This window comes from Paenibacillus sp. 2KB_20 (genome assembly GCF_052115765.1).
In the GTDB taxonomy this organism is placed as follows: domain Bacteria; phylum Bacillota; class Bacilli; order Paenibacillales; family Paenibacillaceae; genus Paenibacillus_AQ.
In genome coordinates, this window is the sequence record NZ_JBFRHH010000004.1 from 486,220 (window position 1) to 511,648 (window position 25,429).

Annotated in this window: 20 protein-coding genes; 10 read left to right on the plus strand and 10 right to left on the minus strand. The window is 48.3% G+C overall.

The annotated features are described in order from the left end of the window. Positions 1–73: 73 nt before the first annotated feature. The 4 genes from AB4124_RS14385 to AB4124_RS14400 all read left to right on the plus strand — a co-directional run bounded on the left by AB4124_RS14385 (position 74) and on the right by AB4124_RS14400 (position 3,277). Positions 74–454: a HEPN domain-containing protein gene (locus AB4124_RS14385; RefSeq protein ID WP_441973264.1), complete on the plus strand. Its 381-nt coding sequence runs from the start codon at positions 74–76 to the stop codon at positions 452–454. 134 nt (positions 455–588) lie between these two features. Further along, a complete protein-coding gene (locus AB4124_RS14390) occupies positions 589–1,023 on the plus strand; it encodes a VOC family protein (protein WP_339293575.1) in 435 nt (144 codons plus the stop codon). A 272-nt stretch (positions 1,024–1,295) separates the two neighbouring features. After that, on the plus strand, positions 1,296–2,741 hold the full coding sequence (locus AB4124_RS14395; RefSeq protein ID WP_441973265.1) for a DEAD/DEAH box helicase: 1,446 nt from the start codon (positions 1,296–1,298) through the stop codon (positions 2,739–2,741). 152 nt (positions 2,742–2,893) lie between these two features. After that, complete coding sequence (locus AB4124_RS14400) at positions 2,894–3,277, plus strand: hypothetical protein (RefSeq protein WP_256720636.1); 384 nt, start codon at positions 2,894–2,896, stop codon at positions 3,275–3,277. An 8-nt stretch (positions 3,278–3,285) separates the two neighbouring features. On the opposite strand, the gene AB4124_RS14405 is transcribed toward AB4124_RS14400, so the two are convergent. From AB4124_RS14405 to AB4124_RS14415, 3 genes are all read right to left on the minus strand, one after another. Then, positions 3,286–4,365 (minus strand): ankyrin repeat domain-containing protein, encoded by a 1,080-nt coding sequence (locus AB4124_RS14405; RefSeq protein WP_441973266.1) that lies wholly within the window; start codon positions 4,363–4,365, stop codon positions 3,286–3,288. A gap of 131 nt (positions 4,366–4,496) precedes the next feature. Next, a complete protein-coding gene (locus AB4124_RS14410; protein ID WP_430184485.1) occupies positions 4,497–4,655 on the minus strand; it encodes a hypothetical protein in 159 nt (52 codons plus the stop codon). Positions 4,656–4,760: 105 nt separating this feature from the next. Continuing rightward, a complete protein-coding gene (locus AB4124_RS14415; protein ID WP_441973267.1) occupies positions 4,761–5,498 on the minus strand; it encodes a hypothetical protein in 738 nt (245 codons plus the stop codon). 245 nt (positions 5,499–5,743) lie between these two features. Here AB4124_RS14415 and AB4124_RS14420 point away from each other — a divergent pair, with 245 nt between their 5' ends. The 5 genes from AB4124_RS14420 to AB4124_RS14440 all read left to right on the plus strand — a co-directional run bounded on the left by AB4124_RS14420 (position 5,744) and on the right by AB4124_RS14440 (position 10,170). Further along, positions 5,744–6,880 carry a DUF418 domain-containing protein gene (locus tag AB4124_RS14420; RefSeq protein ID WP_441973268.1) on the plus strand — a complete coding sequence of 379 codons (1,137 nt, stop codon included), beginning with the start codon at positions 5,744–5,746 and terminating at the stop codon, positions 6,878–6,880. 19 nt (positions 6,881–6,899) lie between these two features. Next, the gene (locus AB4124_RS14425; protein WP_441973269.1) at positions 6,900–8,021 is read left to right on the plus strand and encodes a sensor histidine kinase; all 1,122 of its coding nucleotides are present in this window, start codon (positions 6,900–6,902) and stop codon (positions 8,019–8,021) included. Then, positions 8,018–8,623 carry a response regulator transcription factor gene (locus AB4124_RS14430; RefSeq protein ID WP_430108793.1) on the plus strand — a complete coding sequence of 202 codons (606 nt, stop codon included), beginning with the start codon at positions 8,018–8,020 and terminating at the stop codon, positions 8,621–8,623. The genes AB4124_RS14425 and AB4124_RS14430 overlap by 4 nt, the downstream gene beginning before the upstream one ends. A gap of 51 nt (positions 8,624–8,674) precedes the next feature. Continuing rightward, a complete protein-coding gene (locus AB4124_RS14435) occupies positions 8,675–9,220 on the plus strand; it encodes a hypothetical protein (protein WP_430108791.1) in 546 nt (181 codons plus the stop codon). Positions 9,221–9,378: 158 nt separating this feature from the next. Further along, complete coding sequence (locus AB4124_RS14440) at positions 9,379–10,170, plus strand: alpha/beta hydrolase (protein ID WP_430108789.1); 792 nt, start codon at positions 9,379–9,381, stop codon at positions 10,168–10,170. Between the two features lie 231 nt (positions 10,171–10,401). Here the strand turns inward: AB4124_RS14440 and AB4124_RS14445 are convergent, their stop codons facing one another. The 7 genes from AB4124_RS14445 to AB4124_RS14475 form a co-directional block, all read right to left on the minus strand. Next, entirely contained in the window at positions 10,402–13,512 is a 3,111-nt protein-coding gene (locus AB4124_RS14445; RefSeq protein ID WP_441973309.1) for an ATP-binding protein, read from the minus strand. Positions 13,513–13,878: 366 nt separating this feature from the next. Next, a complete protein-coding gene (locus tag AB4124_RS14450) occupies positions 13,879–16,659 on the minus strand; it encodes an endo-beta-N-acetylglucosaminidase (protein WP_441973270.1) in 2,781 nt (926 codons plus the stop codon). Between the two features lie 93 nt (positions 16,660–16,752). After that, positions 16,753–18,273, minus strand: coding sequence for an ABC transporter substrate-binding protein (locus tag AB4124_RS14455; protein WP_339268983.1), 1,521 nt, complete (start codon positions 18,271–18,273; stop codon positions 16,753–16,755). Between the two features lie 128 nt (positions 18,274–18,401). Further along, complete coding sequence (locus tag AB4124_RS14460) at positions 18,402–19,349, minus strand: carbohydrate ABC transporter permease (protein ID WP_076323682.1); 948 nt, start codon at positions 19,347–19,349, stop codon at positions 18,402–18,404. A gap of 21 nt (positions 19,350–19,370) precedes the next feature. Beyond that, the gene (locus AB4124_RS14465) at positions 19,371–20,300 is read right to left on the minus strand and encodes an ABC transporter permease (RefSeq protein WP_098749518.1); all 930 of its coding nucleotides are present in this window, start codon (positions 20,298–20,300) and stop codon (positions 19,371–19,373) included. A gap of 250 nt (positions 20,301–20,550) precedes the next feature. Further along, positions 20,551–22,101, minus strand: a complete 1,551-nt coding sequence (locus AB4124_RS14470) for a response regulator (RefSeq protein ID WP_441973271.1) — start codon at positions 22,099–22,101, stop codon at positions 20,551–20,553. Next, positions 22,098–23,999, minus strand: a complete 1,902-nt coding sequence (locus AB4124_RS14475) for a sensor histidine kinase (RefSeq protein WP_441973272.1) — start codon at positions 23,997–23,999, stop codon at positions 22,098–22,100. Before AB4124_RS14475 ends, AB4124_RS14470 begins: the two co-directional genes overlap by 4 nt. Before the next feature lie 327 nt (positions 24,000–24,326). On the opposite strand from AB4124_RS14475, the gene AB4124_RS14480 reads away from it, so the two are divergent. Continuing rightward, the gene (locus AB4124_RS14480) at positions 24,327–25,400 is read left to right on the plus strand and encodes a hypothetical protein (RefSeq protein WP_441973273.1); all 1,074 of its coding nucleotides are present in this window, start codon (positions 24,327–24,329) and stop codon (positions 25,398–25,400) included. Positions 25,401–25,429 lie beyond the last annotated feature (29 nt).

Here is a 25,429-nt window from a genome sequence, read left to right on the forward strand (position 1 = left end):
ATTGTTTAAATTAATATTCATAAGTATTAAAATGTATACAACACTCCCCTTTTTCCGTTAGGAGGCGGCCGTTATGGAGAATAGTTTGCATCATATAATAAAAGATTATTGTCAACTTGCTAAATATCATATGAAATTAGCTCATATCATGAGAAATCACAATCGGTTCATGACGTCCCTCATCCTTTGTCATTCTGCTCTCATGGCCATGATCCGAGCTCTATTTATTTATGAGAACAAAACACTACCCAGCTCAGAGCTGACACTGGTTGATCTCTTGCAACTATTACATACGGACTATAACCCCGGGCTTGAAATCGTGGTGTTTGTTGGCAAGTTAAATTTTATAATTTATGAGGACCAAGAGAGTTTAGAGGTCGTGAAGGAAGAAGATATGGATCGGCTGATAAAAAGAACAGAAGAGGTTTTAAGGGAATTATGTAGGAGAATGTGATACGGTTCCTTATCTGCATCCCGAATAATCCTTCTGCCCAGAAAAAACCAAAACACTGACATAATGCCGTCAGTCATCGCAGCTCATAATAGCTATAAAACCAACCATAACGGGTTATAGGAGGAAAATAAATGATGAGCACACACCCAACATTGCGAGGATTTGCGACCATCAGTTACTGGGCGGATGATATGGACGCGGCAAAGGCTTGGTATTCGGATCTGCTGGGTATAACACCTTATTTCGAACGTTCGGGGCCCGATGGTCAACTGGCCTATGCTGAATTTCGGATTGGAGACTACCAGCACGAGTTGGGTCTCATCGATCGCCGTTTTGCCCCGGCGCAACCAACGTCCGGCCCCGGCGGAGCGATCATGTACTGGCATGTCGATGATATAGAAGCCACCCTCAGCCAATTAAAATCCATGGGTGCTGTAGAGTACGAACCTCTCGTACACCGGGGAGAAGGATTCATCACGGCATCCGTCACGGATCCATTCGGCAACGTGCTGGGAATTATGTACAATGCTCATTATTTAGAGATAGTGAATTCAAGAAGCCGGGGGTGACCCAAAAACATAGTAATCGATAAAACGGTACATGTGCAGACTTGGCAGGATTGGCGGAAGTGGTTAAGCGATCACCCCATATGAAGACCGAATCTTTTATACGTTGTGTATTCATCAACCGATTTACGGTTATAGTTATCTAAGGGCTTTTTCGTTCATGAATGTACCGATCCATATCATTGGATTCAGATTATAATGGATGAGTATATGATAGATGTACGGTGGAAGTCTGTATATATAGATATTCGAATATAACGTAGAAGAGGTTAAAGATGAGTGAGAAGCATTTTACAGATTATCCTTTAAGTGAAGAGATTGTGAGAGCGCTCCATAGTTTGGGCTATGAGACACCAACAGAGGTTCAGACAAAAGTCATTCCTGTTGTGCTTAAGAAGAAGGATCTTGTTGTTAAATCGCAAACCGGCAGCGGCAAAACAGCTGCCTATGGAATTCCGCTCTGCGAGCTCGTGGACTGGAATGAGAATAAGCCGCAGGCATTAATCCTGACGCCAACCCGCGAACTGGCGTTACAGGTCAACGAAGATATCACGAATATTGGGCGTTTTAAGCGGATCAAAGCAACACCTCTTTTTGGGAAACATCCTTTCCATATCCAAAAAGCCGAGTTAAAGCAAAGAACGCACATGGTTGTGGGTACGCCGGGACGTGTGCTGGACCATATTGAACGCGGATCGCTCTCGCTGGAGCGGATTGCCTATCTCGTCATCGACGAAGCAGATGAGATGCTGAATATGGGCTTTATTGAGCAGGTTCAGTCGATTATTCAAAAGCTGCCTCGTGACAGGGTCACCATGTTATTCTCTGCTACGTTTCCTGAGGATGTGGCCAATTTGGCCCACAAATATATGAACCAGCCTGCCCACATTGAGATTCAAGCCAGTGGTATAACAACTGCCACGATAGAACACGCGCTCATTCAGGTGATGGAGACGAACAAGTTCGCCCTTCTTCAAGATCTGCTCATTGTTGAGAGTCCGGACAGCTGTATAGTGTTCTGCCGTACGCAGGAGCATGTAGATAAACTATTCAGATCATTGGCTGAACTCGGTTATCCATGTGATCGTATTCACGGTGGAATGGAACAGGAAGAGCGTTTCGAGGTCATGAATGCATTCAGAAGAGGACAATTCCGTTACTTGATAGCGACGGATGTAGCAGCCAGAGGTATCGATATCACGAATATCACCCATGTTATTAATTACGATATCCCGCTTGAGAAGGAAAGTTATGTTCACCGTACGGGGCGTACAGGACGCGCAGGCAAGACGGGAAAAGCGATTACCTTCGTCACACCGAGGGACGACAGGAGATTAGCCGACATTGAAGCGTATATTGGATTCGCGATTCCGAAAATAAAAGCTCCCTCCGAACAGGAAGTGGATCGCCATAGGGAAGATTTTGAACAGAAACTAAAGTTTAAGCCTGAACCGAAAAAAGATAAGCGCGAGCAATTAAACAAGCAAATTATGAAGCTTAACTTCAATGGCGGCAAGAAGAAAAAGCTAAGAGCCGTAGACTTTGTTGGGACGATTGCTAAGCTTGACGGGGTAACTGCAGACGATATTGGGATTATTACGATCCTCGATTTTGTGACCGATGTTGAGATTCTGAACGGCAAAGGACCGCTTGTGCTTGAAATGATGCAAAACACGACGGTCAAAGGCAAACTGCTAAAGGTGCGCAAAGGGAATAAATAAAAAGTTGAATTTGACATAACAAGGGTGATCTTAGCAATGTGCTGAGGTCACCCTTCTGTATTGGACTCGTGTAATCATTTATTTTGATTGTTAATAACTTGTGAAGAAATCAAACTTTCCACGATTGAGGTTTGAAAGCAAGGTGTAGGCTATTGCCCGTTATTACTGTCATTTTGGTACTGTCCATTACCTTAACACTATTCACGACATCATTCATTATCGTAATCCTAGTAAAGCAACTGCGAGCACGCAACAAACGAAACACGCAGCGCAAGGCGATTCTCACAGGTGGTATGTCCGCTCAAGCGAAGATCAACTCGATCCAGCAAACGAATGTGCAGGTCGATAATCAACCAGAAGTGTTGCTGGATCTAAGCGTCACGAAACCGAATGGCGAGACCATTCATACGGTAGTAAGAACCGTCATCCCGATCGTGAATATACCTGCCTTTCAAAAAGGCAACATCATCGAAGTAAAGCATATGACGATAGACAACGAGTTAAAATTTGAGGTTGTAGGTGCTTATGTTCCTTGAGATTGAGATTACAACTCTCCCTCAAGAAAACGGATGAGGTACATTTCAGGCTGCGCGAAGAACTCGGTAAAGCTGCATAAATCGGCGTACGTCTGATGCTCCACATCGTAGCAACCGATCTGGCCTTTTTTCTTCGGATTCCACAAAAGCAGCAGATCGGAGTAATTATCGATATTGGCTGACAGACGCAGCAGCTTTTGCCGACCGACTTTCATCTCGATCGTATCGGTCAGGGTGAAGAAATCGATATACCGGATTTCATATTCATTCTGCGACAGCTTAAGCCGCAGCTGGTCTCCTGTCAGAAAGCTGACGAGTTCATCGGTCAATTTATATTTTTTCAGCGCATACTTCTTGTTCTCTAAACTATGAAACTCAGCTGGCTCCAGCGATTTTAAGTAGTCCGCCAGGGCGGTATCCTTATTGCTCACAGCAATCGTATATGGTCGTTCACCATCCTTTTCCGCTATCGTCACGTCCGCGTCTCGCTCAATCAAATATTTGACCATGCCTTGATTCCCCATCCGCGCGGCGACGGTTAGCGGGGTCGCTCGATAAGGATAGACCATATCGGGCTGATTATAATTGATGTCCGCCCCATGATCGAGTAGATAATCGAGGGTCTTATAGTCATGGTCCGACACGGCTTGGCGCAGTACAGCGCTGCCATGCAGCTTGATATCCAACCCCAGCTCATGAATGAGCGGGATGTTTTTTTTGTTGCCGTAATAGGCCTGTGCATATGCACCTGACCCGATTTGATTGAGTTTATCCAGCTCGGCGCCTTGGGCAGCGATATACCGAACGATATCTTCCTTACCATAGCGAACTGCCTTTAAAAAAGCTGGATTATGATGGACATTCAGGTTAACGCCCTGCTCGACCAGCAGCTCCACAACATCCATTCGCTGAGATATCAGCGCCAGATCAAGCGGACTTAACGTCGTATATCTGCTCAGTACGATGCCTTCCTCTATATTCCAACCAGCGGCGATTGCTTCCTGCAAAGCCGGAATGTTTCCTTTGTAGATGTGCATGGCTATTTCCGGCAGCTCTTCGAATTTACCGATATCTTTCAGAACGATCATCTATTTTCCTCCCTGCGAAATTCCTGTGTACGTATGTTCCTTCCTTAATTCAATAATTGGAATGAATTCGATGTGATCCATCGCCTGCGGCACGACTTTGAGCGGCTCCGTCGAACCGATGATTTCATCGCCTATGTCTCGGCGGCGGACAGCGTCGGGGGAGATTCCCTGAGTACAAAGATATCGAATGGAAACTTCCAGGCGGCAGCTATTTCCTCTAACGGCAGCAGCTCGTCCCTCAATTGGCCTACGCACGTTCCGTGTGTATCCAGCGTAAAAGCTAGCTTCATCCCACGTCCCCCTCTAGAAGATCTTATAAAACATAGCCCTGCTTAAATTTATCTTGTACTAGAATGCAGTTTCCCTCTTGATGAGTACCGATAATAATCTATGTGTTATGAAATCCTTTCGCACCCTTTCGACAAGAGCCATGCCTCCATAACGGCAAACGCCTGCCCTGCATTCTGTTCATAGAAGATGGCTACCTCTTGCTGATAAGCATAATTGAATCGTACATATCCGCCCAGTTCCCGGTAGAACAAAAGGCAAACATAGGGCGTTTCAATAGACAAATCGGAAGGAAAGGCCGCTTGACACATTCCCGCCAGCTCAGGCAATGACAGCCCATCCTGCACCGGAGGCAAGCGTACGAAGATATGACTCCGCGTACCCGTCCACGGTTCATAATAAACGGCTTCCTCTTGGCTACTCCCATACACCTGACGATATATTTCGTCCAGCACTTCCGCGTACAGGCCTTCATCGTCCTGCTCCCGTGCCTGCAGCGAAATCGCCTTTATACGCTCCTCATGCCGGGGCAACCACAGCAGATCGCCCGCCTGGGGATGCACGGCCAAAAAATCACCGTCCACCGTCGTGCCTATTGCGATACACTCTGCAATCTGCTGCTCGGTAATCGGGCTGTCTTCATCGTGCTCCCATAACCCGTACTCGGCAAAAGGCTGAAGTACCTCCGTATCCGGTAACTGGACATTCATCCACCCTCGGTAAGTCCCTTCGCCGAATCGCTGTAAAAACCGCAGGTAGCCCGGTGGATAAACAGCGGCCTCCTGCCTGGCAAGCTCCTGATCTTGGCCATCCGATAAAAGCTTGGGCTCAGATACGATGTACATGATCACTCCTCCTATTTTTGAGTAGATTCACTTCCGTCTACGAACCTCAATTGGCAATACTCTTAACCATTATTCCACAATTTTCAAGTGGTGACGATAGCCCCATCGTCGCTTGCCCAATACCCTTCTTCCAAATGTTATGACACGTGTCATACGGATCTCTTTACAGGTGTGAATGTTGCATCAAACGGATCGCATCTACAATAAAAACACGAGAGAATCAACAAGGAGAGAGGGAATCGGAGATGGAACAACGAAAAGACAGAATCCGCCTGCTGGACATTTTGCGGGGCTTTGCGATTCTGGGAACGCTTGGGACGAATATTTGGATCTTCGCACATGCGGGGGACCTCAACTACATTACAACATTTGATCATTCCGGTTGGTGGGGAGCGAATGACTTACTTCGCATGATCGTCTTATTCCTGGTGAACGGGAAGCTGCTAGGACTGCTGACAATCATGTTTGGCGTCGGCCTAGAAATGAAGTATCGGCAGGCTAAGCGCAAGGGAAAGCCGTGGCCTGGCGTATATTTATGGGCCGTTCTGTTTTTAATCCTTGAAGGCCTGCTGCATTTTATATTGGTCATGGAGTATGACATCTTAATGAGCTATGGAGTTACCGCAATCATTGCAGCTTTCATCGTAAAGGGCGGTGATCGGCTCATCGCCCGTACGATGAACGTAATCGGCAGCGTCTTCGCTATTACGATTCTGGCCCTCGCGGGACTGATGCTGGCGAGCGGCGCAAGCGTATCGCTGGGCAGTTTTCATGATGTCGTTGCTCTTTATCAAGAAGGCACTTGGGTGGAGCAAGTTCAATATCGGCTGGCAAACTTCCTTCCGCTGCGAATGGAGGCCATCCTCGTGATTCCGACCAATGTGTTTCTGTTCCTGCTGGGGGTTCGCTTCATGCGGGCAGGGGTATTCTCCCCGGATGAGAACGGCAAAAAGCTGCGGAGTACGCTATTCAAGCTTGGGATATTTGTCGGTGTGCCGCTCAACTTGCTCATTTTTATCCCCGGCGGCGCTTTCGATCTACCGGTGCGCTATTTATTCGCCCCGCTGATGTCCATGGGGTATATAGCAATCATGGCGAGAATGATACAATATACGAAATGGGAATGGCTATGGCGCCGTCTGGAGAACGTCGGAAAAATGTCGCTAAGCTGCTATGTGCTCCAGAACATCCTCGCATCCGCTGTTTTTTACGGCTGGGGATTGGGGCTTGCCGGCAAGCTGAATTCAGCGGCCATTATCGCCATCTGGCTGGTAATCTCCGCATTTCTGCTGGGCATGTCGTCCCTATGGCTCCGCGGCTTCAAGCTGGGACCCATGGAGACCATCCGCAAACAGGCGGTAGGTTTCTTCGAATCAAGATAGCCAAAGTTGGGGGCTTGATATGTTCTATAAGTTGTACCCGAGGGATCAGATCAAAAGTTATTTGCTCATCGATATCGTACTGACCGTATTCTTATGCTACCGGGTGTTTCGTTCGGATACGGCGCTGGGACTGTGGGGCAGTCTTTTGCTGCTCCTGCTGTTCCTTGTTTCGTTCTATGTCGCGCTATGGCGCCGGGGCGGCTGGCTATTGGCTGCCGTTCTGACGGGCCTGTTCGCGGTAGGCGTACTCGGGGTGTATACGGGGCCGAGCACCATGCTGTTCGGGGTCATTTTTGCCGACTTGCTGGGTCGGTCCAAGTCCAAGGTGCATATCGCCATCGGCTGTGCCGCCATTGCCCTATCATTCCTGCTCGTGTTCGTTTTCCGAAAGGAACCGCTGCTCGAAACGTCCAATGCCATTTACCTTCCGGTCATGATCATTCAGTCGGTATATCCGATCGTCATCTACATTAAGGAGAAAGCGAAAAGCCTGCAGGGGGAGCTGGATGAAGCCAACGAGCAGATCGCAAAGTATATCCAGCAGGAGGAGCGACAGCGAATCGCTAGGGATCTCCACGATACCTTGGGACAGACCCTCATGATGATCAAAATGAAGAGCGAGCTGGCGACGAAATGGGTGGATAAGGATTCTGCCCAAGCCAAGCGAGAGCTAAGCGAGATTCTGGATACCAGCCGAACCGCCCTGAAGCAAGTAAGAGAGCTGGTATCCGATATGAAGTTCATCTCTCTGTCGACCGAGCTGGAGCATGCAGCCAAGCTGCTCCATACGGCGGGAATATCGCTGAGCATCGAGAATCCGGAGAAGCTTCCGCTGTTATCCAGCGTAGAGGAAACGATGCTTGCGCTCTGCGTCCGGGAAGCCATGACCAACATTATCAAGCATAGCCGCGCCAAGCGGTGCACGATTATGCTGGAAACGAAGGACCATGCCTTCGGAATCCTTATCGCGGATGATGGCGTGGGGCTGGCGGGGAACAGCGACGGAAACGGCATCCCGTCGATCATGGAGCGGATGAAGACGCTGGGCGGCTCTTTCACCATCGCCCCGTCGCCTGAGGGAGGCACCAGGGTATCCTTGGACCTCCCGCTTCGCCGGCATGAAAAGGAGGATGCTTCATGATTCGAATCGTCATTGCGGAAGATCAAAAAATGCTTCGCGGCGCATTCGCCTCACTGCTTAATTTCGAAGATGACATCGAGGTCGTGGCTGAGGTGCCTGACGGGCAGCAAGCCTGGGACGCGATCCAGCAGCATCAGCCGGACGTGTGCCTGCTCGATATCGAGATGCCTCATATCAGCGGCCTGGAATTGGCCGAGTCCATACGTCAAGCAGGTCTGCCCTGCAAAATCATGATCGTGACGACCTTCGCGCGCCCGGGTTATTTGCAAAAAGCGATGGATGCGCAGGTGGAGGGCTATCTGTTAAAGGACGAGCCGATCGATTTCTTGATCGCAGCCATCCGGCGGGTCATGAAGGGCGAGCGGGTCGTGAGCACCGATCTGGCGGCCGCACTCTTCATGAAGGAAGAGAACCCGCTCAGCGAACGGGAAATCGAAATGCTTCGCTTAACCAAGGAAGGCATGACCACCGGCGAGATCAGCAAAGCCCTGTTCCTGACGAGAGGAACTGTTCGCAACTACCTCTCCTCAGCCATACAGAAGCTTGCGGCCGAATCCCGGCAGCAAGCCGTGGCAATCGCCCAGGATAAAGGATGGCTGTAAACATCCTCGGACATAGCTCACCTTGTTTATGACTTGAAGGAGGAGATCGAAATGAACGCTTTGGCTCAAACGACAACCATCATTCCATGGCAGCGGTTGACGACCGCCTATGGAAGAGGAACGGACATTCCGCGGCTCATGGAAACCGGGCAGTATGAGGAATTGGCCAACCTGATCGAGCATCAAGGGACCCTGTGGCAGACAACGCCGTGGGCCCTGCTTATACTCCTGCGCGAGCTTGCCAAGCGGACACCAGAGCAGGTCACCTCGGAGGAAGTTGAGCTGTACATGGCCATAGCCTCTGCCATAACCGTGGAGTATATGGATTCGCAGCATACGCTGGAGACGATGGACAAACTGCTGGATGAAAAGTACTTATGGCCGAAGAACGAGGAAGAAGATGAATCGCGATGGGAGGAGGAGACGCCGCCTGGCTATGAGTCGGAGGCCTTTATCAGCTATTATTACTTCAGTTATGCGCTGTTAAGGGAGGCGATCCCTCTTTTCACCGCGGTGATGAATGATAACGATAAGCTAGCCCCTGCGATTGCGGAGCTACTGCTTCTGCTTGAAGCCGAAGAGCTTTTTGAAAAATAATGAAAGCATAAAAATAACCTTTGCTAACTTCTATGTCAGCAAAGGTTATTTTTAGTTCACGTACCCCATATTTAAACCATTTTTAAACAGATCTGGCCGTTCGTTTTAACCTTGATCCGTTACGATAAAAGAAAATGGAGCAACAAGGGAGAGAACGTATGCGAGTATTGGAAATGTTGTTGGTCACATCTTGCGTTTTGGTGCTGATGGTCTCACTGTTCCGTAACACAATCAACCGGAAGATAGGGACTATAGCCGGCATCGCTTGCGGTTCACTGTTGGCCGCTCAACTGCTGTTTGAAGGCTATAGGTGGCAGATGATCCCAGTCTATATCGTCGCCGCATTGCTTGTCGCCCTCCTCTTATTCAGGCGCAGTAAGATCACGAAACCGCTGCGTTTCATGATATTAGCCCTATCTATTGTTTTGCTGGGTGGATCGGTTGCCTTATCGGTATTGCTGCCGGTTTTTCATTTACCGAAGCCTTCAGGCGAATTCAGTGTGGGAACGGAAACGTTCCATTTTATCGATACCGACCGGGAAGAAACGTTTACCGAGCAGAAGGGCGACAAACGGGAACTTATCGTTCAGGTATGGCACCCTGCCGCGGCGTCTGGTCAAAGCGGAGAGAAGAATACGGTGTTCCCTAAAGATAGAGGGCTGTTCCATACCTATATGCAAGCTTATTCCGGATATCTGGGCCTTCCCGCTCCCGCCCTCGACTACTGGAAATACAGCCGGGCCAATTCATCTATCCATACCGATTTACATCCGGCGATTAATCCGTATCCAGTGGTACTGCTGTCACACGGCATGGGGGTCGGCAGAATTTTGCATACGTCGCAGGCTGAACATCTTGCCAGCCACGGTTATATCGTATTCGCCATCGATCACACTTATAGTACCGTTGTGACCGCTTTTCCAGATAAACGTGTGACCGGTTTCTTATAAAATCCGCTGTTCTTCAATCTATCCATTCATCTCACCGCCAAATATTTAGACTCATTAATAATTCTGATACCTATTCCACATATACCGCACTTTTTCCTAGATTCTCTATAACATTCATTTCCGTCGTAGTAATGACACCGTACATCGGCGCACAAACCCCGGTAAGAAAAAAAGCCGCAGCTCCAATGCTTCATTGCTTCGGCTTTTTTCGTATCGATAAAATAACACTTTCTACGTTACGCTGCGCACGTAAAAAGTTACCTTAGTCCCTTTGCCCAACGTGCTTTTGATATGAAGTCCTGTGCCGAAGTGCCGCTTTAATCGCTGATGCGTATTGATCAAGCCGACTCCTCCTGAGCTATGATCTGCTTTCCTTTCCAATATCCGTTGCAATTGAACTTCGTCCATTCCGATCCCATTGTCTTGAACCGTTATCTCTGTAAGCGTGTCATGGACAGAAATTCGAATATGTATTTCCCCTCCGCGAGTCCGCTTCATAATGCCATGTCTTATCGCATTTTCAACCAAAGGCTGAATCGAGAGGAAAGGGATTTTTAACTCTTCGCAGTCATCAACCTCCCAAACCACCTGTAGCCGCTCATCAAACCGGACCTTTTCGATGTATAGATATGAGCGCACTAGACTTAACTCCTCTTTGATCGAAACAAGTCCATCCGTATCTTGGAATCTAAATTTATACCTCAAAAAATTGCTGAACTCATCAAGCAAATGACGCATCTTGTCCAAATTAATGTCACTTAGAGCGGTTACGGCGCTTAATGCATTGAATAAGAAATGAGGTTGGATTTGCGCTTGCAGCCATGCCGCCTCCAATCGCAATTGTTCTCGTACCGTTTGTTTAATCGTCGTTAGCGCTTCAATCCGCGATCTGATTTCTAATGCTTCCACCGGCTTTGTCACATAATCGTTTGCTCCTGCGACAAAACCGCTTTGGATATCCTTCGGCTGGCTTCTTGCGGTAAGGAGCAGCACTGGGAGCTCGGTAAGTGTATACCGCTCTCGAATTCTTCGTGTCAGCTCATATCCCGATATCTGCGGCATCATAATATCGGTAATGACCAGATCCCATTCCTTCGTGTCCAGCATAGCCAATGCTTCCTTACCGCTCGTTGCCATCGTTACATCATAATCGTCAGGCGGGAGTATGGCTTCGAGCACTTGCAGATTAACAGGATCATCATCCACAATTAATAAGAGCGGACGATCACGATTCATTGCAATAAAGGTTGTTTGTTTTTCCGCTGACGGAATGTCCTCTTTTTCCAGAACAATTGAGGCTGTTTCCTGAGTCGACACTGCCTGTAATGTTATGGATTTGAATGAGTCGGCAACATCTTCTTCCTCCTCTGCATTCAAACCCGCTAGCTTTAACGAAAATGTAAATTTCGAGCCTTCTCCTAAAACAGAGGACACCTCTAACGTACCTTGATGAAGTTCAATGAGCTGCTTGCTTATACTTAAGCCTAACCCAAAGCCGCCTTCAATCATGGTCTCACTCGCGCTGGCTTGCTCGTACGGAAGGAATAAGCGTTTCAGCATGTCCTCATCCATGCCGATCCCGGTATCAGCAATAACAACATACGCTCTTCCGTCCTCTGCCAAAGCCTGAATCGAAATGCCCCCTTCATTCGTATACTTCACGGCATTATGAAGCAAATTGAAAACGATTTGAATCACCCGGTTCTCATCCGCTATGACGGGAGGAAAATCCTCAGGAATCTGATTTACAATGTTGACAGACTTCACCTCTGCATTAAATTGCAGCATATCAATGACTCCCGTTATGATCGGCTGAATCGATATGACTTTTTTCTGTAAACGTGGGTTGCCTTCCCGCAGACTCATCACATCAATCAAATCATTTAATATGAGTGTTAGCCGACGTCCTACGGATAGTACCGTTTCGAGCTCCTTGACACTTCGATCCTGTAACAAATGTCCTTCCCTGTTCAAAACGGACTGTGACATGTTAAGGATGCTATGAAGCGGATTTTTAAATTCATGGGACGTATTCGCCAAAAATTGATCTTTATGGTCATTCACTCTTTGCAAGGTTGCGGCAATCTCCTTGGTGTTGGCATGCATGTTGAAATACCCCTTAAACCATACGGCGGCCAAGCATCCCATCGAAAAAATCAGATCAAACGGATAATGGGCAACGCTCAAAGCGCTTTCCCGCAAGATTAGCGCCCAAAGGAAATGATGGACCAGCGCAAGCATGGAAAAAAGCAGTAACAGATGGTCTTTGATACCCTTGATTACCTTTTTTACGATGGCAATGATCGTGATGATTGCTGTGGTAAAGCCCAATAGAAAATATACTTGGAAGAGCATGATCACCTGAGGCGGAGCCAAGAACAAGGTCAAGCCGGCAGTCCCAATAATCATAACATTATAAACAGGATAAACCCTGCTCCAATAAGGGAGTTCGCGATGAGTGGTACATTCCAGCAACGCATAGCATCCAATCATGAACGCCGCATTGGACAGCCGAAAATCCCAATCGCTGCCGATGTAGAATAATTGATGGAACAACTTCTCATCCGTACTCAATACACTCGAAAGGGTTACGCACAAGGTCAGCAAAGAAAAATAAAGCAGCCTCTTTTCCCTATTTCCCAGTAAAAATAAAATAAGCGCATAAACCGAATGCATCAAAAATAGGATAGCTCCCAGCGTCTGCATGGAAACGGAGAGTTTCATTTCTTTCCCAATGGCTGCTTCCGAACCGAATTTAATGGACCTGGCAATGCCGCCGCTCCGACTATCCACATAATTTGCCGCCTGAATCACCATTTCGATGACGCCGTTGTCGTCTGCCGTAAAGCTTGCAGAATAAGGCAGGTTCTTCGCCGTATATTCATCCTTCGTTTCCGCTACCCGACCGGATTTGGCAAGCAACCGGCCATTTACGTATACTTCGGATGAAGTACGCACGTTGGATACACGAATGCTATAATTCATGTCGTTCTCCGGATTTACAAGAATTCGCAGTCGATAGGTCCCAAATCCATAGGAAGTTGACTCTTCACCATGCAGAGCCTCATTCCATCCTCCCGGAACCGAAATCAGTCTGGGCTCCAGCTCCCCTGATACATCCTGCCCGCTATCATCCAGCAACCAGTGCGAGGGATAAAACTCCCACTGCCCATCAAGCAAGAGAATGCCGCCATTTTCAGCATTCCAATCACGCAAATCCAATTGCCCATTCGTAATGGACACCTGCTCTTGATGAGGCAACAATTCCATCCACAACATGCGCAGGCTCGATAGAATGACTAACAATATCCCTATTAACAAGATAATATGACTCTTTGTCATTTGGTACTTTGGTGAGTCGTTTGCCAAGAAGTATTCCACTCCTAATCCATTCTAATGTAGGCACTGCTCCATGAAAGAACAACCATTGACGACCTTCATGTCATCAATGGTTGTTTGAGTTGCTTCATTATATATCGACCAGGATGGTCAATTTCAGTAGCCTTGCAATCCGTGCTCTTACCTCGGCATGCGTCAATTGCGCAACATCCAAATAGTGTCCTACATCAGATTAGCAGCCCTATCTATACAAAAACTATACATGCTGGGCTCGGGCCTTGACCGCGATTCTATGATGGGTCCGACGATATGGCAACCAAAAAAGAGCGTTCCCCCACTCAAGGGAGTCGCTCTTTCTCGTAATCCGAATTATTTCAAGCCCAGTACCTCAAAATCATAAATCCGCGCTGCCGTATCCCCGCCTTGTGTTGCCTTCTCTACTTGAAGACGCACGTACTGTGCGGAGGTAAGTTCGATGGCATGGCGGCTGACCGCTTTCGTATTGTCTTTGACCGATACCGCATCCTTCCATTCCTTGCCGTCCGAGCTTACCTGAATGGAGAATGCCCGCGTATTGAACGCGGCCGGCTCGCCTCCGGCTTCCGCATGCTTGATCACAAATTCGCTGATCTTATGCTCGGCTCCCAAGTCCACCGTCATCGAGTGAGGCCCGTCTCCGACAGCACACCATTTGGTAGCCGTATTACCGTCCACCGCAAATTGAGGTGCTTCCTTCTCATTCACGAAGCTGGATGCTGACGTTTTCTTGCCAAGGGCAAGGTTGCCAACGCCATTCTCCGCTTCCCGTGTAACCGTGATGAGCTTCTTCCGAACCAAGTCCTCGCCAACGCTATTTTTAGCAGTTAGCGTCACTTCGTACGTTCCTTCCTCCGGATATGTCACTTTAGGATTCTGCTCCGTGCTGGACGCTGGCTGTCCACCTGGGAAGCTCCAGCTCCAGGACTCCGTTACTTCCGAGGAAATATCCGTGAATTGCACCGTTTCTCCTGGTGCGATCAGCGTTTTATCCGCTTTGAAGGCTGCAACCGGCTTCGGATATTCCGGCCAGTCAAAGCTTATCGACGATGCTTTTCCTTGTTCATAATGACGGTTCACCGGAATCACGACCATCTTGGTTGCCTGCTCTTTCAGCAGCCGCTTCATTTCCGGCACGTAATACACGGTATTCCCCGTCATGCCCATCAACTCGTACTTGCCGTCCGGATGAACCCGGTACACCTGGTAGTACATCACGTCCTCAGCCTGTTTCGGTGCCTTCCAAGACAACCGCGCATCCCCATATATTCCGTCCCGGAAGTCGTTCTCGATCACCTGAAGATCGGTCACCTGGTGCGGTTTCTTCGCCTTATCATTCACCTGCGTAACGGCCAGTTTGCCGATATTGGCCCGATAATCCGCTATGTCCGCGGCAGATTCGAATTGAAGCGAGATTCCCACGATCGTGCGGTCTTTATACTTGTTCAGCTTGACGCTTCCCTGCTTCCAATCCTGATCCGCGCCCGTGGCGGTCCACTTGCCAGGCTCGAAAAATTCATACTTATCCGGCGCATCGGAGAATGCCAAACCGATCTTTACCTTGGCGTCCTTCGCATTGTCCGCATAGACGAGCGATACTTCCGTCGTCGCTTCAACCGGGATATTCGCCTTATACAGCTTGATATGAGTAGATGAGCCTTTGCTTACGTCACCCGCCACCTGAAGCGAGCTGCCTCCGTAGTAGGATTTGCTAAAATCAAATCCAGGCTTGAGGGCTTCACCCTTGCCGCTTAGCTCCGTGATCCAGCGCCAGGTCGGCAAAATATCCTGCAGGCTCCGGTTACTCCAGTCGCTGCTCCGCATCACTTTGCCGTCCACTGCAAACATATGGCCGTTGCCGGTATTGAAATGGGTGACAAATTCGGAGTCAGTGAGCACGGTCTGGGCAACCACATCATTCGCAATCCCTCTCCAGCCAAGCGGATCGGTCCCTTCAGGCTGCGAGGTATGGGCCGGATTCATTCCAGGTCCCACCCAGAAAACCTGCTCCTTTTTCATATACTCCTCATGGGTTTCGGAGCTGTTAAACGCCCAATCCGGACGGTAAATGCCAAGGGAGGTTGTAGCTTTCTTGCCCTCCGGGAACACAACCGGCCAATTGAATTTGCCCTCGTAGCCGTTCGCCTCCACATCGATGCCAGCATATAGATCATACGGGCTGCGACCAAGCTCCGCCGCTTTAGCCGGGGAATTTAAGAACGGCGTGATGTAATCGTATTTGCCGTTCTTCTCATCCTTGTACTGCCAGCGGAAATCGATAAACATATTGTCGGAAACCGGCTGATTTCCCGCCTGGAAGAACATCTCGTTCTTATCCGTCAAGGCCCCCTGCCACTTCACCGGTCCCTCCTTGATCATGGAATCGTACCAGATCACTTCCATGCCCGGCGCTTTTTTCTGCTGAAGATACGTTAAAAATTCAGCCATCTTGGCGGCATCCTCTGGCGTTCCTCCCTGAGTTTCCTGATTGATAAACCAGCCGTCAAATCCGTAATACGTTGCAACCTCAATCAGTTTGTCTGCCACGGGGAAGGATCCGTCCTCCCGCTGCTTTAACAGATCATGCAGCCATTGGATCTTGCCTCCATGCTCGGTTTGCGGTAAGAAAACGGTTCCAAAAACAGGTACGCCATTCTTGTGAGCCGCATCGATCACATCGGCGCTTGGGGGAACGATCAATCCTTCGCCTGCCGAGCCGCCCCACATCACCAGCTTGTCGATATACTGCCAGTTACTGAACGTATAGGTATGGAACTTCTCCGAGCCTTGGGAAGGAGCTCCGCTTGTGCTTGGATACATGGAAGCAATCGATAAAACCTTCACTTCCTCCTTGGCATTGCGGTTTACCTTATTGCCCTGGATACGCTGATCTTCCAGCTTCACCGTTCCCCGGTTAAAAAGCGCATCCTTATCCTTAGACGGCGACCATTCCAGCAGCGTGTTCGGATACCAGTATGACGAGTGAGGCTGTGCTGCTTCGACTTCTCCAGCAAAACCCGTCAGGGACGCGGCCAGCACTGCCGTGCTCATCCATACCGTCATTCTGCGTTTCCACTGGGCTTTCGTTAAATAATCCGGTTTGATTCGTTTCAATGGAACAACCTCCTATGTTTATGATTTCTAGATATGACAGAGAGAAACGGCCGTGAAGATCAGCCGTTTCTACCCTCATACACTTTTTATGGATTACTTGTTTTGAGCTTTCCACTCATCAAACTGCTTTTGAGCCTCAGCGATAACTTTGTCAATTCCAGCATCCTGGAACTTTTGTTTTGCTTTTGGCAAGTATTCTTCAGGATCGATGGAGCCGGTATACAGTGCAGGAATAAATTCCTTCGCTACGTTCGTGATAGCCGCAACTTCCGTTTTTACCGGAGCCGTATCAAAGTTAAAGCCAAACGTAGGAGCTACTACAGCGGAGCTGTTAAATTTCTCGAATGCTTCCCACTTGTCCTTAGGCTCGCCTTCATGAAGGTACGTCAGGAACATATTGCCGAGCGCAAATCCAGGCATAGCATAGCTCTCTTGCATAGCAGGCATATCCTCGATGTACGGCTCTTCAAGCTTCTTGTAGTGCGTTCCTTCCAAACCGTATTGAATCATATTCCGGAGTTTCACATCTGTGTTAAGCAGGTTCAAGAACATCATCGCCCGCTCCGGATTTTTGGAGTAAGAAGAAATCGCCATCATTGAGCCTGCTGCGGAGCTGGTGTAAATGACAGGATCATGCATCGGTCTCGTCACAATGTCATATTTCGCGTTTCTGGACCAGCCGAGCTCTGCGTATGGCTGGGTAATCTCGCGGTCCACGAGCCATTTGCCGGTTTTGATGTTATCAATGCCATCCAGTGTCGCTACATCCTCGCGCACATAACCCGCTTTATAGTATTTGCGCATCGTGGTCAGAGCCGATTTCAGTTCAGGTGAATCCAACAGGTTCACAAATTTAAAGTCTTTGGTGTCAAGGTACATACCGATCGGAATTTCATCACCAAGCGGGAAATCAACCGGCAAGTACGGCTTAAAGCCTTTCGGTACAGCAAGCGGTGTAATATCTGCAGGCTCGCTCTCTTTAATCGTTTTCAGAAGCGGCTCGAGATCCTCAAGCGTCGTTACATTGGAAATGTCCAGGTTGTACTTATCCAGATACTTCTTATTGAAGCGCCATACAAACTGTTGTGCCAATTCCTTGTTGGCCGGGATGCCATAGTTCACGCCGTTGACCTTCGTACCTTCCAAGAAACGAGGATCCAGCGTTTCCTTAATGCCTTTTCCATATTGATCAAGCAGGTCATTCAACGGCTTAAACGCGCCCTTTGCTGCATTTGGGAGATAATCGAACGCCCATGAGCTAGTGAAGGCGATGTCGTAATTCTCACCGGAGCTTGTAATAACCTGCATCCGCTGGCTGTAATCGCCCCAGTCGATCATACTGATCTCGATCGTTGCATTGATTTTTTCCGTCAGATATTTATTGATCTCCTCTTGAACCACGGGAAGATCCTTCTGGTTCGGCCCGATCATGTACATTTTCAGTTTGACCGGATCCAGCTTGGATACATCGACTGTACCGTCGCTTTGAACGGCTGCCCCTTCCTTCGAGGGTTCGCTCGACTTAGTGCCTTCCTTGCTGCCACAAGCCGACAATACGACCGTCAGCAGAAGCACAAGAGCAAGGGACAGTATAGAAACCTTTTTCTTAAACATGTGTTTTTCCCCCTGTATCACTTAATGGTTAACGCTATATTGACACCGCTTACACACATGAGACATCAAAGCCGGATTTCTCCGGCAGTGTGCGATGCGGGTACAACCTTATGAAATTATGCTTGAAATTATCCTTTAACCGAGCCTACGGTCAGGCCCTGGACAAAATATCGTTGGAAGAACGGATACGCCATAACAATCGGCAGTGTCGCCAATACGACCATCGCCATCCTCACCGTCTCTGTCGGCAGGCCAGCTGCTGCATCGAATGAACCGATATTTTGCGCATTCTGCGTCAGAAAGTCCATGTTCTTCTCGATCTTCATGAGCATGAACTGCAGCGGAGGCGTTGCCTGCGGATTGTTATAATACAGCAAGGCGTTAAACCAGTCGTTCCAGTACCCTAAAGAGCTGAACAAACCAATTGTGGCAATCCCCGGCAGCGAGACCGGCATCACGATTCGGATAAAGGTCAGAAATTCGCCGGCGCCATCGATTTTGGCGGACTCAATAATTTCATCCGGAATCGTCGTTTGGAAAAAGGTCCTCATGACAATGATGGAGAACGCACTCAAGGATAAAGGAAATATCAACGCCCAGATTGTGTTTTGCAGATGCAGAAACTGGGTCATCACGATATAACCAGGTACCATACCACCTGAGAACAGCATGGTAAAGAATGCAAGGAAGCTGAAAAAGCCTCTAAATTCAAAGTTTCGACGGGACAATGCATAGGCATAAGTCGTAACCAAAGCCAGACTCACCAGCGTCCCCAGTACCGTGACCAGGAGCGTTAAGCTGAATGAGGATAGCAATTCGCCTCCCGTTTCGAAAATATATTCATACGCTGCCGTACTGAACTGACTCGGCAGCAGCCTAAAACCTTCCAAGACCAGCGTCTGTTCATCCGTCAAGGAAATAATAATAACAAATAGAAACGGAAAGATACAGGAGAACGAGAAAATGCCGATCACGATATTGAAAATCGTATTCCACAATGGGGAGATGGCGTTGTAGTCTCTCTTCTTTGAACGCTTTGCCGGCGGATTCGCGGTTTGCGTGGATAGCTGCGGCATTATAGGTACACCTCCCTCGGATTAGAAGATCGCATGATCTTTTTCAATTTTACGGACGATATAGTTAGCGACCAGAATCAGAATCAATCCTACAAGTGATTGGTACAAGCCCGCCGCCGTACTCATTCCGATATCTCCCATATTGATGAGTCCACGGTAAACGAAGGTATCGATAACATTCGTGACCGGATACAAGGCGCCCGAATCCTTCGGAAGCTGATAGAACAATCCGAAATCGGAACGGAAGATGCCCCCGATTGCCAATATGGTCAGTATGATCATCAGCGGTTTCAACAGCGGAATCGTTATGTATCGCACCTGCTTCCACTTGGTGGCTCCGTCGATGACAGCCGCTTCATAATAAGACTTGTCGATCCCTGTAATAGCGGCCAGGTAAATCACGCTGTTGTAGCCCACGCCTTTCCAGATGCCGACAAAAACGAGAATGAAGGGCCAATACTTCGCTTCTGAATACCAACTGATCGGATCTCCTCCGAAATAGGTAATGATTTGATTCAGCGTCCCTTTGTCCACACTCAGGAAGGTGAACGCAAAATAACTGATAATAACCCACGACAAAAAATGCGGCAAAAACATGCCGGTCTGATATACCTTGGCCGTCCGCTTGTTGACAAGCTCGCTTAGCATGATCGCAAAGCCCACTGCAAAGACCAGACCCAGGATGATAAAAGCCAGGTTGTATAGGATTGTATTTCTCGTAATGATATAGGCATCATTGGTTGTAAACAGATACTCGAAGTTTTTGAACCCTACCCATTCGCTGTTGAACACGCTGGCGAAAAAGCCGTCCGGACTTATACGGAAGTCCTTAAAAGCGAGAACGGTGCCGAACATAGGCAAGTAAGCAAAGATAAGAAACCAGATGGTTCCGGGCAGTATCATCAGCAGCATAAACCGGTTGCGTATTACCTTTTTGATGAACCCCGACATGAGCACTCCTCCTCTTCCCTGTTAAATACAAGTGATGCGACTGTTGTAGAAGATCCCCCATGATCTTTGTCGATGCGGCTATTCTATCACTCGCCCTTTAACTACTATCATTGTGCCAAGTAAGCGCTATCGTGCTCAAGTTGAAAAATACTAGAACGGGATGGATAAATTAAAGAATCCCCCAAAAACAGCAAAGAACAGGCCAAAAGGTTATCCACCCTGAGCCTGTCGCTAATGGTTTACTGTTCATTTAGATCCGATACATGGACCTCATTTCGGTTGGAGATACGCCCGTATATTTTTTGAACTGCCTGTAAAAGTACGAGCTGTCCGTATAACCTACGCTGAACGCAATATCCGCCGTCTTCTGATCCGTATGTAAGAGGAGCTGCGTTGCTTTCTCGATGCGGTACTGATTCAAATAATCCGAGAAGCTTGCGCCGACCTCCTGTTGAAAAAGCTGCCCCAAATAATTCGGATGCATCTGCAGCCGCTGACTGAGCGTCTTCAGAGAAAGCTCTTCCGGATAATGATGCTGCACCTGTTCCACAAGAAACGAGACATGCAGGCTATAGCCCTGATCCGCTTCTTGCAGGCGCGCTAGACTGCGCTCGACGATACACCATACATGATTTCGGAGACCCTGGAGCGTATTAATCCGGTGCATTGGGGTAAATATCTCGCTGTAATCGGGGTTTTTCTCCATATCCTTCGCCGCGATCATCAGTTGGACTGCCGCATTCAAGCAGGTTCCCCGGGGTACCGTCTGCTCCCCACTGCCATCGCCGAGAACGGACTCGATATAAGCCTGCAAGGAGGGAACGTCTCCTTCGATCAGCAGCTTTGCGAACGTGTCGGGACGAGCGGACGGCGAAGAAGCCTGAACGGTCTCCGGTTCCGCAGGCGGACTGTAAAGGGTCATGTCATCTCCGGCAATCAGGCAGGCGTTGAAATGGCCCTTCGCTTTCCTGTAGCTCTCCTGAATATCTTTGAAATCATTGAGTCCCGCATTCCCTTCGGAGCACCACATGCGCAAGCCAGTCAGCTCTCGCAGCTTAGCCATGGCATTTCTCATGCCCTCCCGTGCTGCATCTCTCCGTTCATTCATCGCGACCGACATCATGACGATGTCGTCATCTGCATCGGGAAAGCAAATTACCTCATGATCTCCCCCAAGCTCTTCCGAAAAAGCCCGGCAATATTCATCGGCTAGGCTGGTTAAGCGATAAAGCTGGGATACCGGGCGTTCGTCGGATATGAGCCGCAAAACATAAACCTGGTAAGACACATAATTCAGCGGAATGCCGAGAAGTTCGGCTCTTTGTTTTAATTCCGAGCTTTTAATTTCGCCGTTGACCCATCGCTGCAAAATATTGCTTCGAAGGATCTTCCAATCCTCCTCGGAGCGAAACCGTTTCAACTCCTCGCGCTCCCAATCGCCGCGGATATGCTTAATGGTGGCTTCCAGCTCCTCGATGTTGATCGGCTTCAAAATGTAATTCTGAATGCCGAGCGTGATCCCCACCTTCACATATTCAAATTCTTCGTACCCGCTCAGCACAATAAATTTGGTGCGGGGATGCATTTCTTTAACCTTCTTGATAAGCTCGAGCCCGTTCATTCTTGGCATCATAATATCCGTGATCAGCAAATCCACCGGCTCGTCCCTCAACCGCTCAAGCGCTTGTAACCCATCGTTGGCCGAACCTGTTACGTGCAGGTCGTAATTCTGCCAATCCACAATGGTGGCCAAGCCCTGAGCAATCAAAGGCTCGTCATCAACAAAAAATACCTTCCTCATGTCGTCTCCCCCTTGCGAAGCATCGGTATTTCCATCCGGACCTCGGTTCCCTGTCCTTCCGTGCTGTTTATGGTCACTCCGTAATCATTTCCGTAATTCAGCACGATTCGTTCATGCACGTTCATCAGCCCGATCGAACGGTAACCTTTGTCGGGAGGCTGGAGGACCTTATCCAGCGTGCCGCGGATTTGGGTCAGCTTTTCCTCCGGTATGCCCGTTCCATTGTCCGATACGATGATCACGACCCGGTCCCCTGCCCCATGAGCTCGGACTGAAATTTTATTGTTGTCTTCCAGCGGACGAAATCCGTGAACGATATAGTTCTCCACGATCGGCTGGACCAGTAGCTTGATAATGCTGACATTTTGGATTTCCGAATCCACCTCGATTTCCGTCTCCAGCCGTCCGTCATAGCGAATGCGGAACAAGTCGAGATAAACGGAACACATGTCGATTTCCTCTTCAACGGTAACCACCGTGCTTTTTTTCACCATGTTCTTGAACATGACCGACAAGCTGTATATCATTTGACCCACTTCCTTCGCCCCCACGAAATACGCCTTCATGCGTATCGATTCGAGCGTATTATATAGAAAATGGGGGTTAATCTGGGATTGCAGGGCAACCAGCTCCGCGTTTTTTTGCTTGATTTCCGAGGTATACATTTTATCGATATATTGCTCCAAACGGTCGCCCATGTCATTAAACCGGCGGGAAATCTGCTGAAGCTCGTCTTCGCCGGACATCTGAATGCGCGTCGACAGATCCCCTTCGCCGATCCGGTTCATCGAGCGGATAATCCGTTGCACTTTTTTGGAGAACTTGCGAACGATCGTAAACGTAATCGCGAAACTAGCCGCCATAAACACAAAGGTGACCAGGATCAGTCCGGTTCTTAAACTCTCTGTGCTTTCTTCGATCAGGGATTGCGACACAATTCCCACCACCGACAGGCCCGCATTGCCGACATTTAATATGTTTACTTTGGAGGGTTCATCCAGCTCCACCCAGTCCCCGGCTTTTTCCTGCTCCAGGTGGTAGGGATAGGTTTGGCCGTAGTACTCATCCTCCGAATCGTAAATCACGGTTCCCTGTGCGTTCAATACTAGAATTCGGCCTTTTACTGAAGCACGGCTCTCCAGCCAGGATGAAATTTGCCGAGCGTCGAACTCCACATTCATCATCCCCACCCGATTCAGCGTCCACGGATCCTTCAGCTCTCTCGAATAGGAATACGATCTTGGACTGGAACCTCCGGACGAACCCGAGGACTCGTTTTGAGGCATGGTATCCCAGCTGTGCTGCTCCCGGCGGGCGAACCAGGTCTCCCACTTGTTCTTGGAACCCGCTTCATTGTTCAACTGCTGGTTGGTCCGGCTGATATGCATATAAAAATTGTTCGGATAGCTGTAGATTGACACACTTCTGGCGCTTGACTCCTGCTCCAGATAATTTTTCAGCAAGGTATTGAAAGACCTTAAACGCTGCTCCCCTGTCCTTGTGTACAAATCCAGCCGGTATTTCAGGTAACTCTCATATTCATGGTTCAAAAAATAGATCAGCTCATCGCTCAGCGTGGCATCTCCGTATATCTGCTGAAATATATTCTGTATCCCCTCATACTGCCGACTCAAATAAATATTCAGAACATGCGCGGATTTGAGATTCGCATCGGTCTGTTCACGGAGTATACGCTGCGTCTGGTATTGATAAACCAGAGTTGCCGCAATCGCGAACAGCACGATCATGACGGTTGAATACAGCACAACGATTTTGTTGAACATTTTTCGCTTTAGATGATTTAAATAGAATTGGCGCAGTTTGAAAATATGAAACACACCCTGTTCTATAATGGTCACTTCGGCACCCAGTGTACACCCTTTCCGTAAACCCGGCAATTGAAATTTGCATCGTTATGAAGCTCAAAGAAATACATCGCGCCCTTTCCGAAGCCCTCCAATCCTGAACTCCGTTCATGCAACCGGACGGTGCATCATCGTTTTCCTAGCGCGGCATGACGGACGGTGCAGGAAATGAGAAACGACATCCGTTCGTCCTGACCGAACGCATAAACGGAAATACTAAACTACGATTTGGAATGGAACGGAACGGAATGGGACAAGTCAGCACACTGCATTTATGATATCGACGAGCAGAGGAATGCCCTTCTATATGTTGAATATGTATATGGACCTAAATTATAAATGAAACCGAGGATATGAGGGATGAAACTTCAATTACTTTATCATGAATATCTGAATCTAAAATTCAATAGAGGATTGCCGTCCGTTCCATTGGACGGCTTTGAATATGGACTTCTTGAGGAAGATGGCGCTGAATTGTTCTTTGTCGAACGTAAAGATGAGGCCTTTGTTGAGTGGGCGTACGAATTACAGCCCCGAGATCCCCATTATGTTGTGAGCCCGGACTGGAAACCTGTGCTCTCGGCATTTTTTAACCATCTGGACGTCTATGACGAACTCGTGCTCTTTTACCTGTTATTTACGATCAACAAGACGACATCCATCGTAAGGACCAATCCATTCCTTGCCATGAATGATTTTATGAAGAACTACTGCTTTTTTCAGTTGGCTCAGTTGACGGATGCCTCCGGGTTGAACGAGGAGCAGAGGCAGCAATTAAGGGACTTCTTTTTCTTTTTCTACCTGTATGCTCACCCGGTTAATGAGGAGACGCTCTACGCCTTTTCATTCAACGGGCAAGATTTGATTCATACGAAAACCAATATCCTTATGGAGCATTATTTTACTGTATATCACGATTACTATAGCGAGAATCTCGACAAGCATAGAGACCAACTGTTCATCGTTCCTCATGAAATTCATGCCTGCAAGGATCTCACGCTGGAGCTGTTAAGGTCCATCGAGGGTAAATCACCCAAGCTAATCATGCCTTCCGAAGAGGGTTTAGACGTACTATTACAGCTGATCAATAACGTTGATGATTTGATTCATATGAACGCCGAGAATAAAACAACGTTATTCGGTATTATGAAAGACTTTCTCTCGGACAATCGTCTGAACCCCTATAGACAGCATTGTTTCCGTATGCTGCTCCAGAATTACGTTTGTTATATCCTTTATTTTAAGTTTGATGAAATTGATGATCTGGTCGATTACTTTAAAGGCACTCCGGTATGGTGCGAAGCGATCATCAATTACATTTTTACTGATGCCATCTTTATTCAGAAGATGATGAGGCAGAACCAGATCGATATAACCAAGTATCCGAACGTGATCGAATTCTTCAATGAGGAAGCCCGAAGGATTTACCTGTAAGCCAATGTATGGCCATCCCGCAAGGAATG

Bases quoted from the DNA above. Each gene is read 5' to 3' on its own strand.
- AB4124_RS14480 (WP_441973273.1), top strand. From the start codon at position 24,327: ATGAAACTTCAATTACTTTATCATGAATATCTGAATCTAAAATTCAAT.
- AB4124_RS14390 (WP_339293575.1), top strand. From the start codon at position 589: ATGAGCACACACCCAACATTGCGAGGATTTGCGACCATCAGTTACTGG.
- AB4124_RS14405 (WP_441973266.1), bottom strand. From the start codon at position 4,365: ATGATCGTTCTGAAAGATATCGGTAAATTCGAAGAGCTGCCGGAAATA.
- AB4124_RS14440 (WP_430108789.1), top strand. From the start codon at position 9,379: ATGCGAGTATTGGAAATGTTGTTGGTCACATCTTGCGTTTTGGTGCTG.
- AB4124_RS14425 (WP_441973269.1), top strand. From the start codon at position 6,900: ATGTTCTATAAGTTGTACCCGAGGGATCAGATCAAAAGTTATTTGCTC.
- AB4124_RS14410 (WP_430184485.1), bottom strand. From the start codon at position 4,655: ATGAAGCTAGCTTTTACGCTGGATACACACGGAACGTGCGTAGGCCAA.
- AB4124_RS14470 (WP_441973271.1), bottom strand. From the start codon at position 22,101: ATGAGGAAGGTATTTTTTGTTGATGACGAGCCTTTGATTGCTCAGGGC.
- AB4124_RS14395 (WP_441973265.1), top strand. From the start codon at position 1,296: ATGAGTGAGAAGCATTTTACAGATTATCCTTTAAGTGAAGAGATTGTG.
- AB4124_RS14460 (WP_076323682.1), bottom strand. From the start codon at position 19,349: ATGCCGCAGCTATCCACGCAAACCGCGAATCCGCCGGCAAAGCGTTCA.
- AB4124_RS14430 (WP_430108793.1), top strand. From the start codon at position 8,018: ATGATTCGAATCGTCATTGCGGAAGATCAAAAAATGCTTCGCGGCGCA.
- AB4124_RS14385 (WP_441973264.1), top strand. From the start codon at position 74: ATGGAGAATAGTTTGCATCATATAATAAAAGATTATTGTCAACTTGCT.
- AB4124_RS14420 (WP_441973268.1), top strand. From the start codon at position 5,744: ATGGAACAACGAAAAGACAGAATCCGCCTGCTGGACATTTTGCGGGGC.
- AB4124_RS14435 (WP_430108791.1), top strand. From the start codon at position 8,675: ATGAACGCTTTGGCTCAAACGACAACCATCATTCCATGGCAGCGGTTG.
- AB4124_RS14415 (WP_441973267.1), bottom strand. From the start codon at position 5,498: ATGTACATCGTATCTGAGCCCAAGCTTTTATCGGATGGCCAAGATCAG.
- AB4124_RS14445 (WP_441973309.1), bottom strand. From the start codon at position 13,512: ATGACAAAGAGTCATATTATCTTGTTAATAGGGATATTGTTAGTCATT.
- AB4124_RS14455 (WP_339268983.1), bottom strand. From the start codon at position 18,273: ATGTTTAAGAAAAAGGTTTCTATACTGTCCCTTGCTCTTGTGCTTCTG.
- AB4124_RS14465 (WP_098749518.1), bottom strand. From the start codon at position 20,300: ATGTCGGGGTTCATCAAAAAGGTAATACGCAACCGGTTTATGCTGCTG.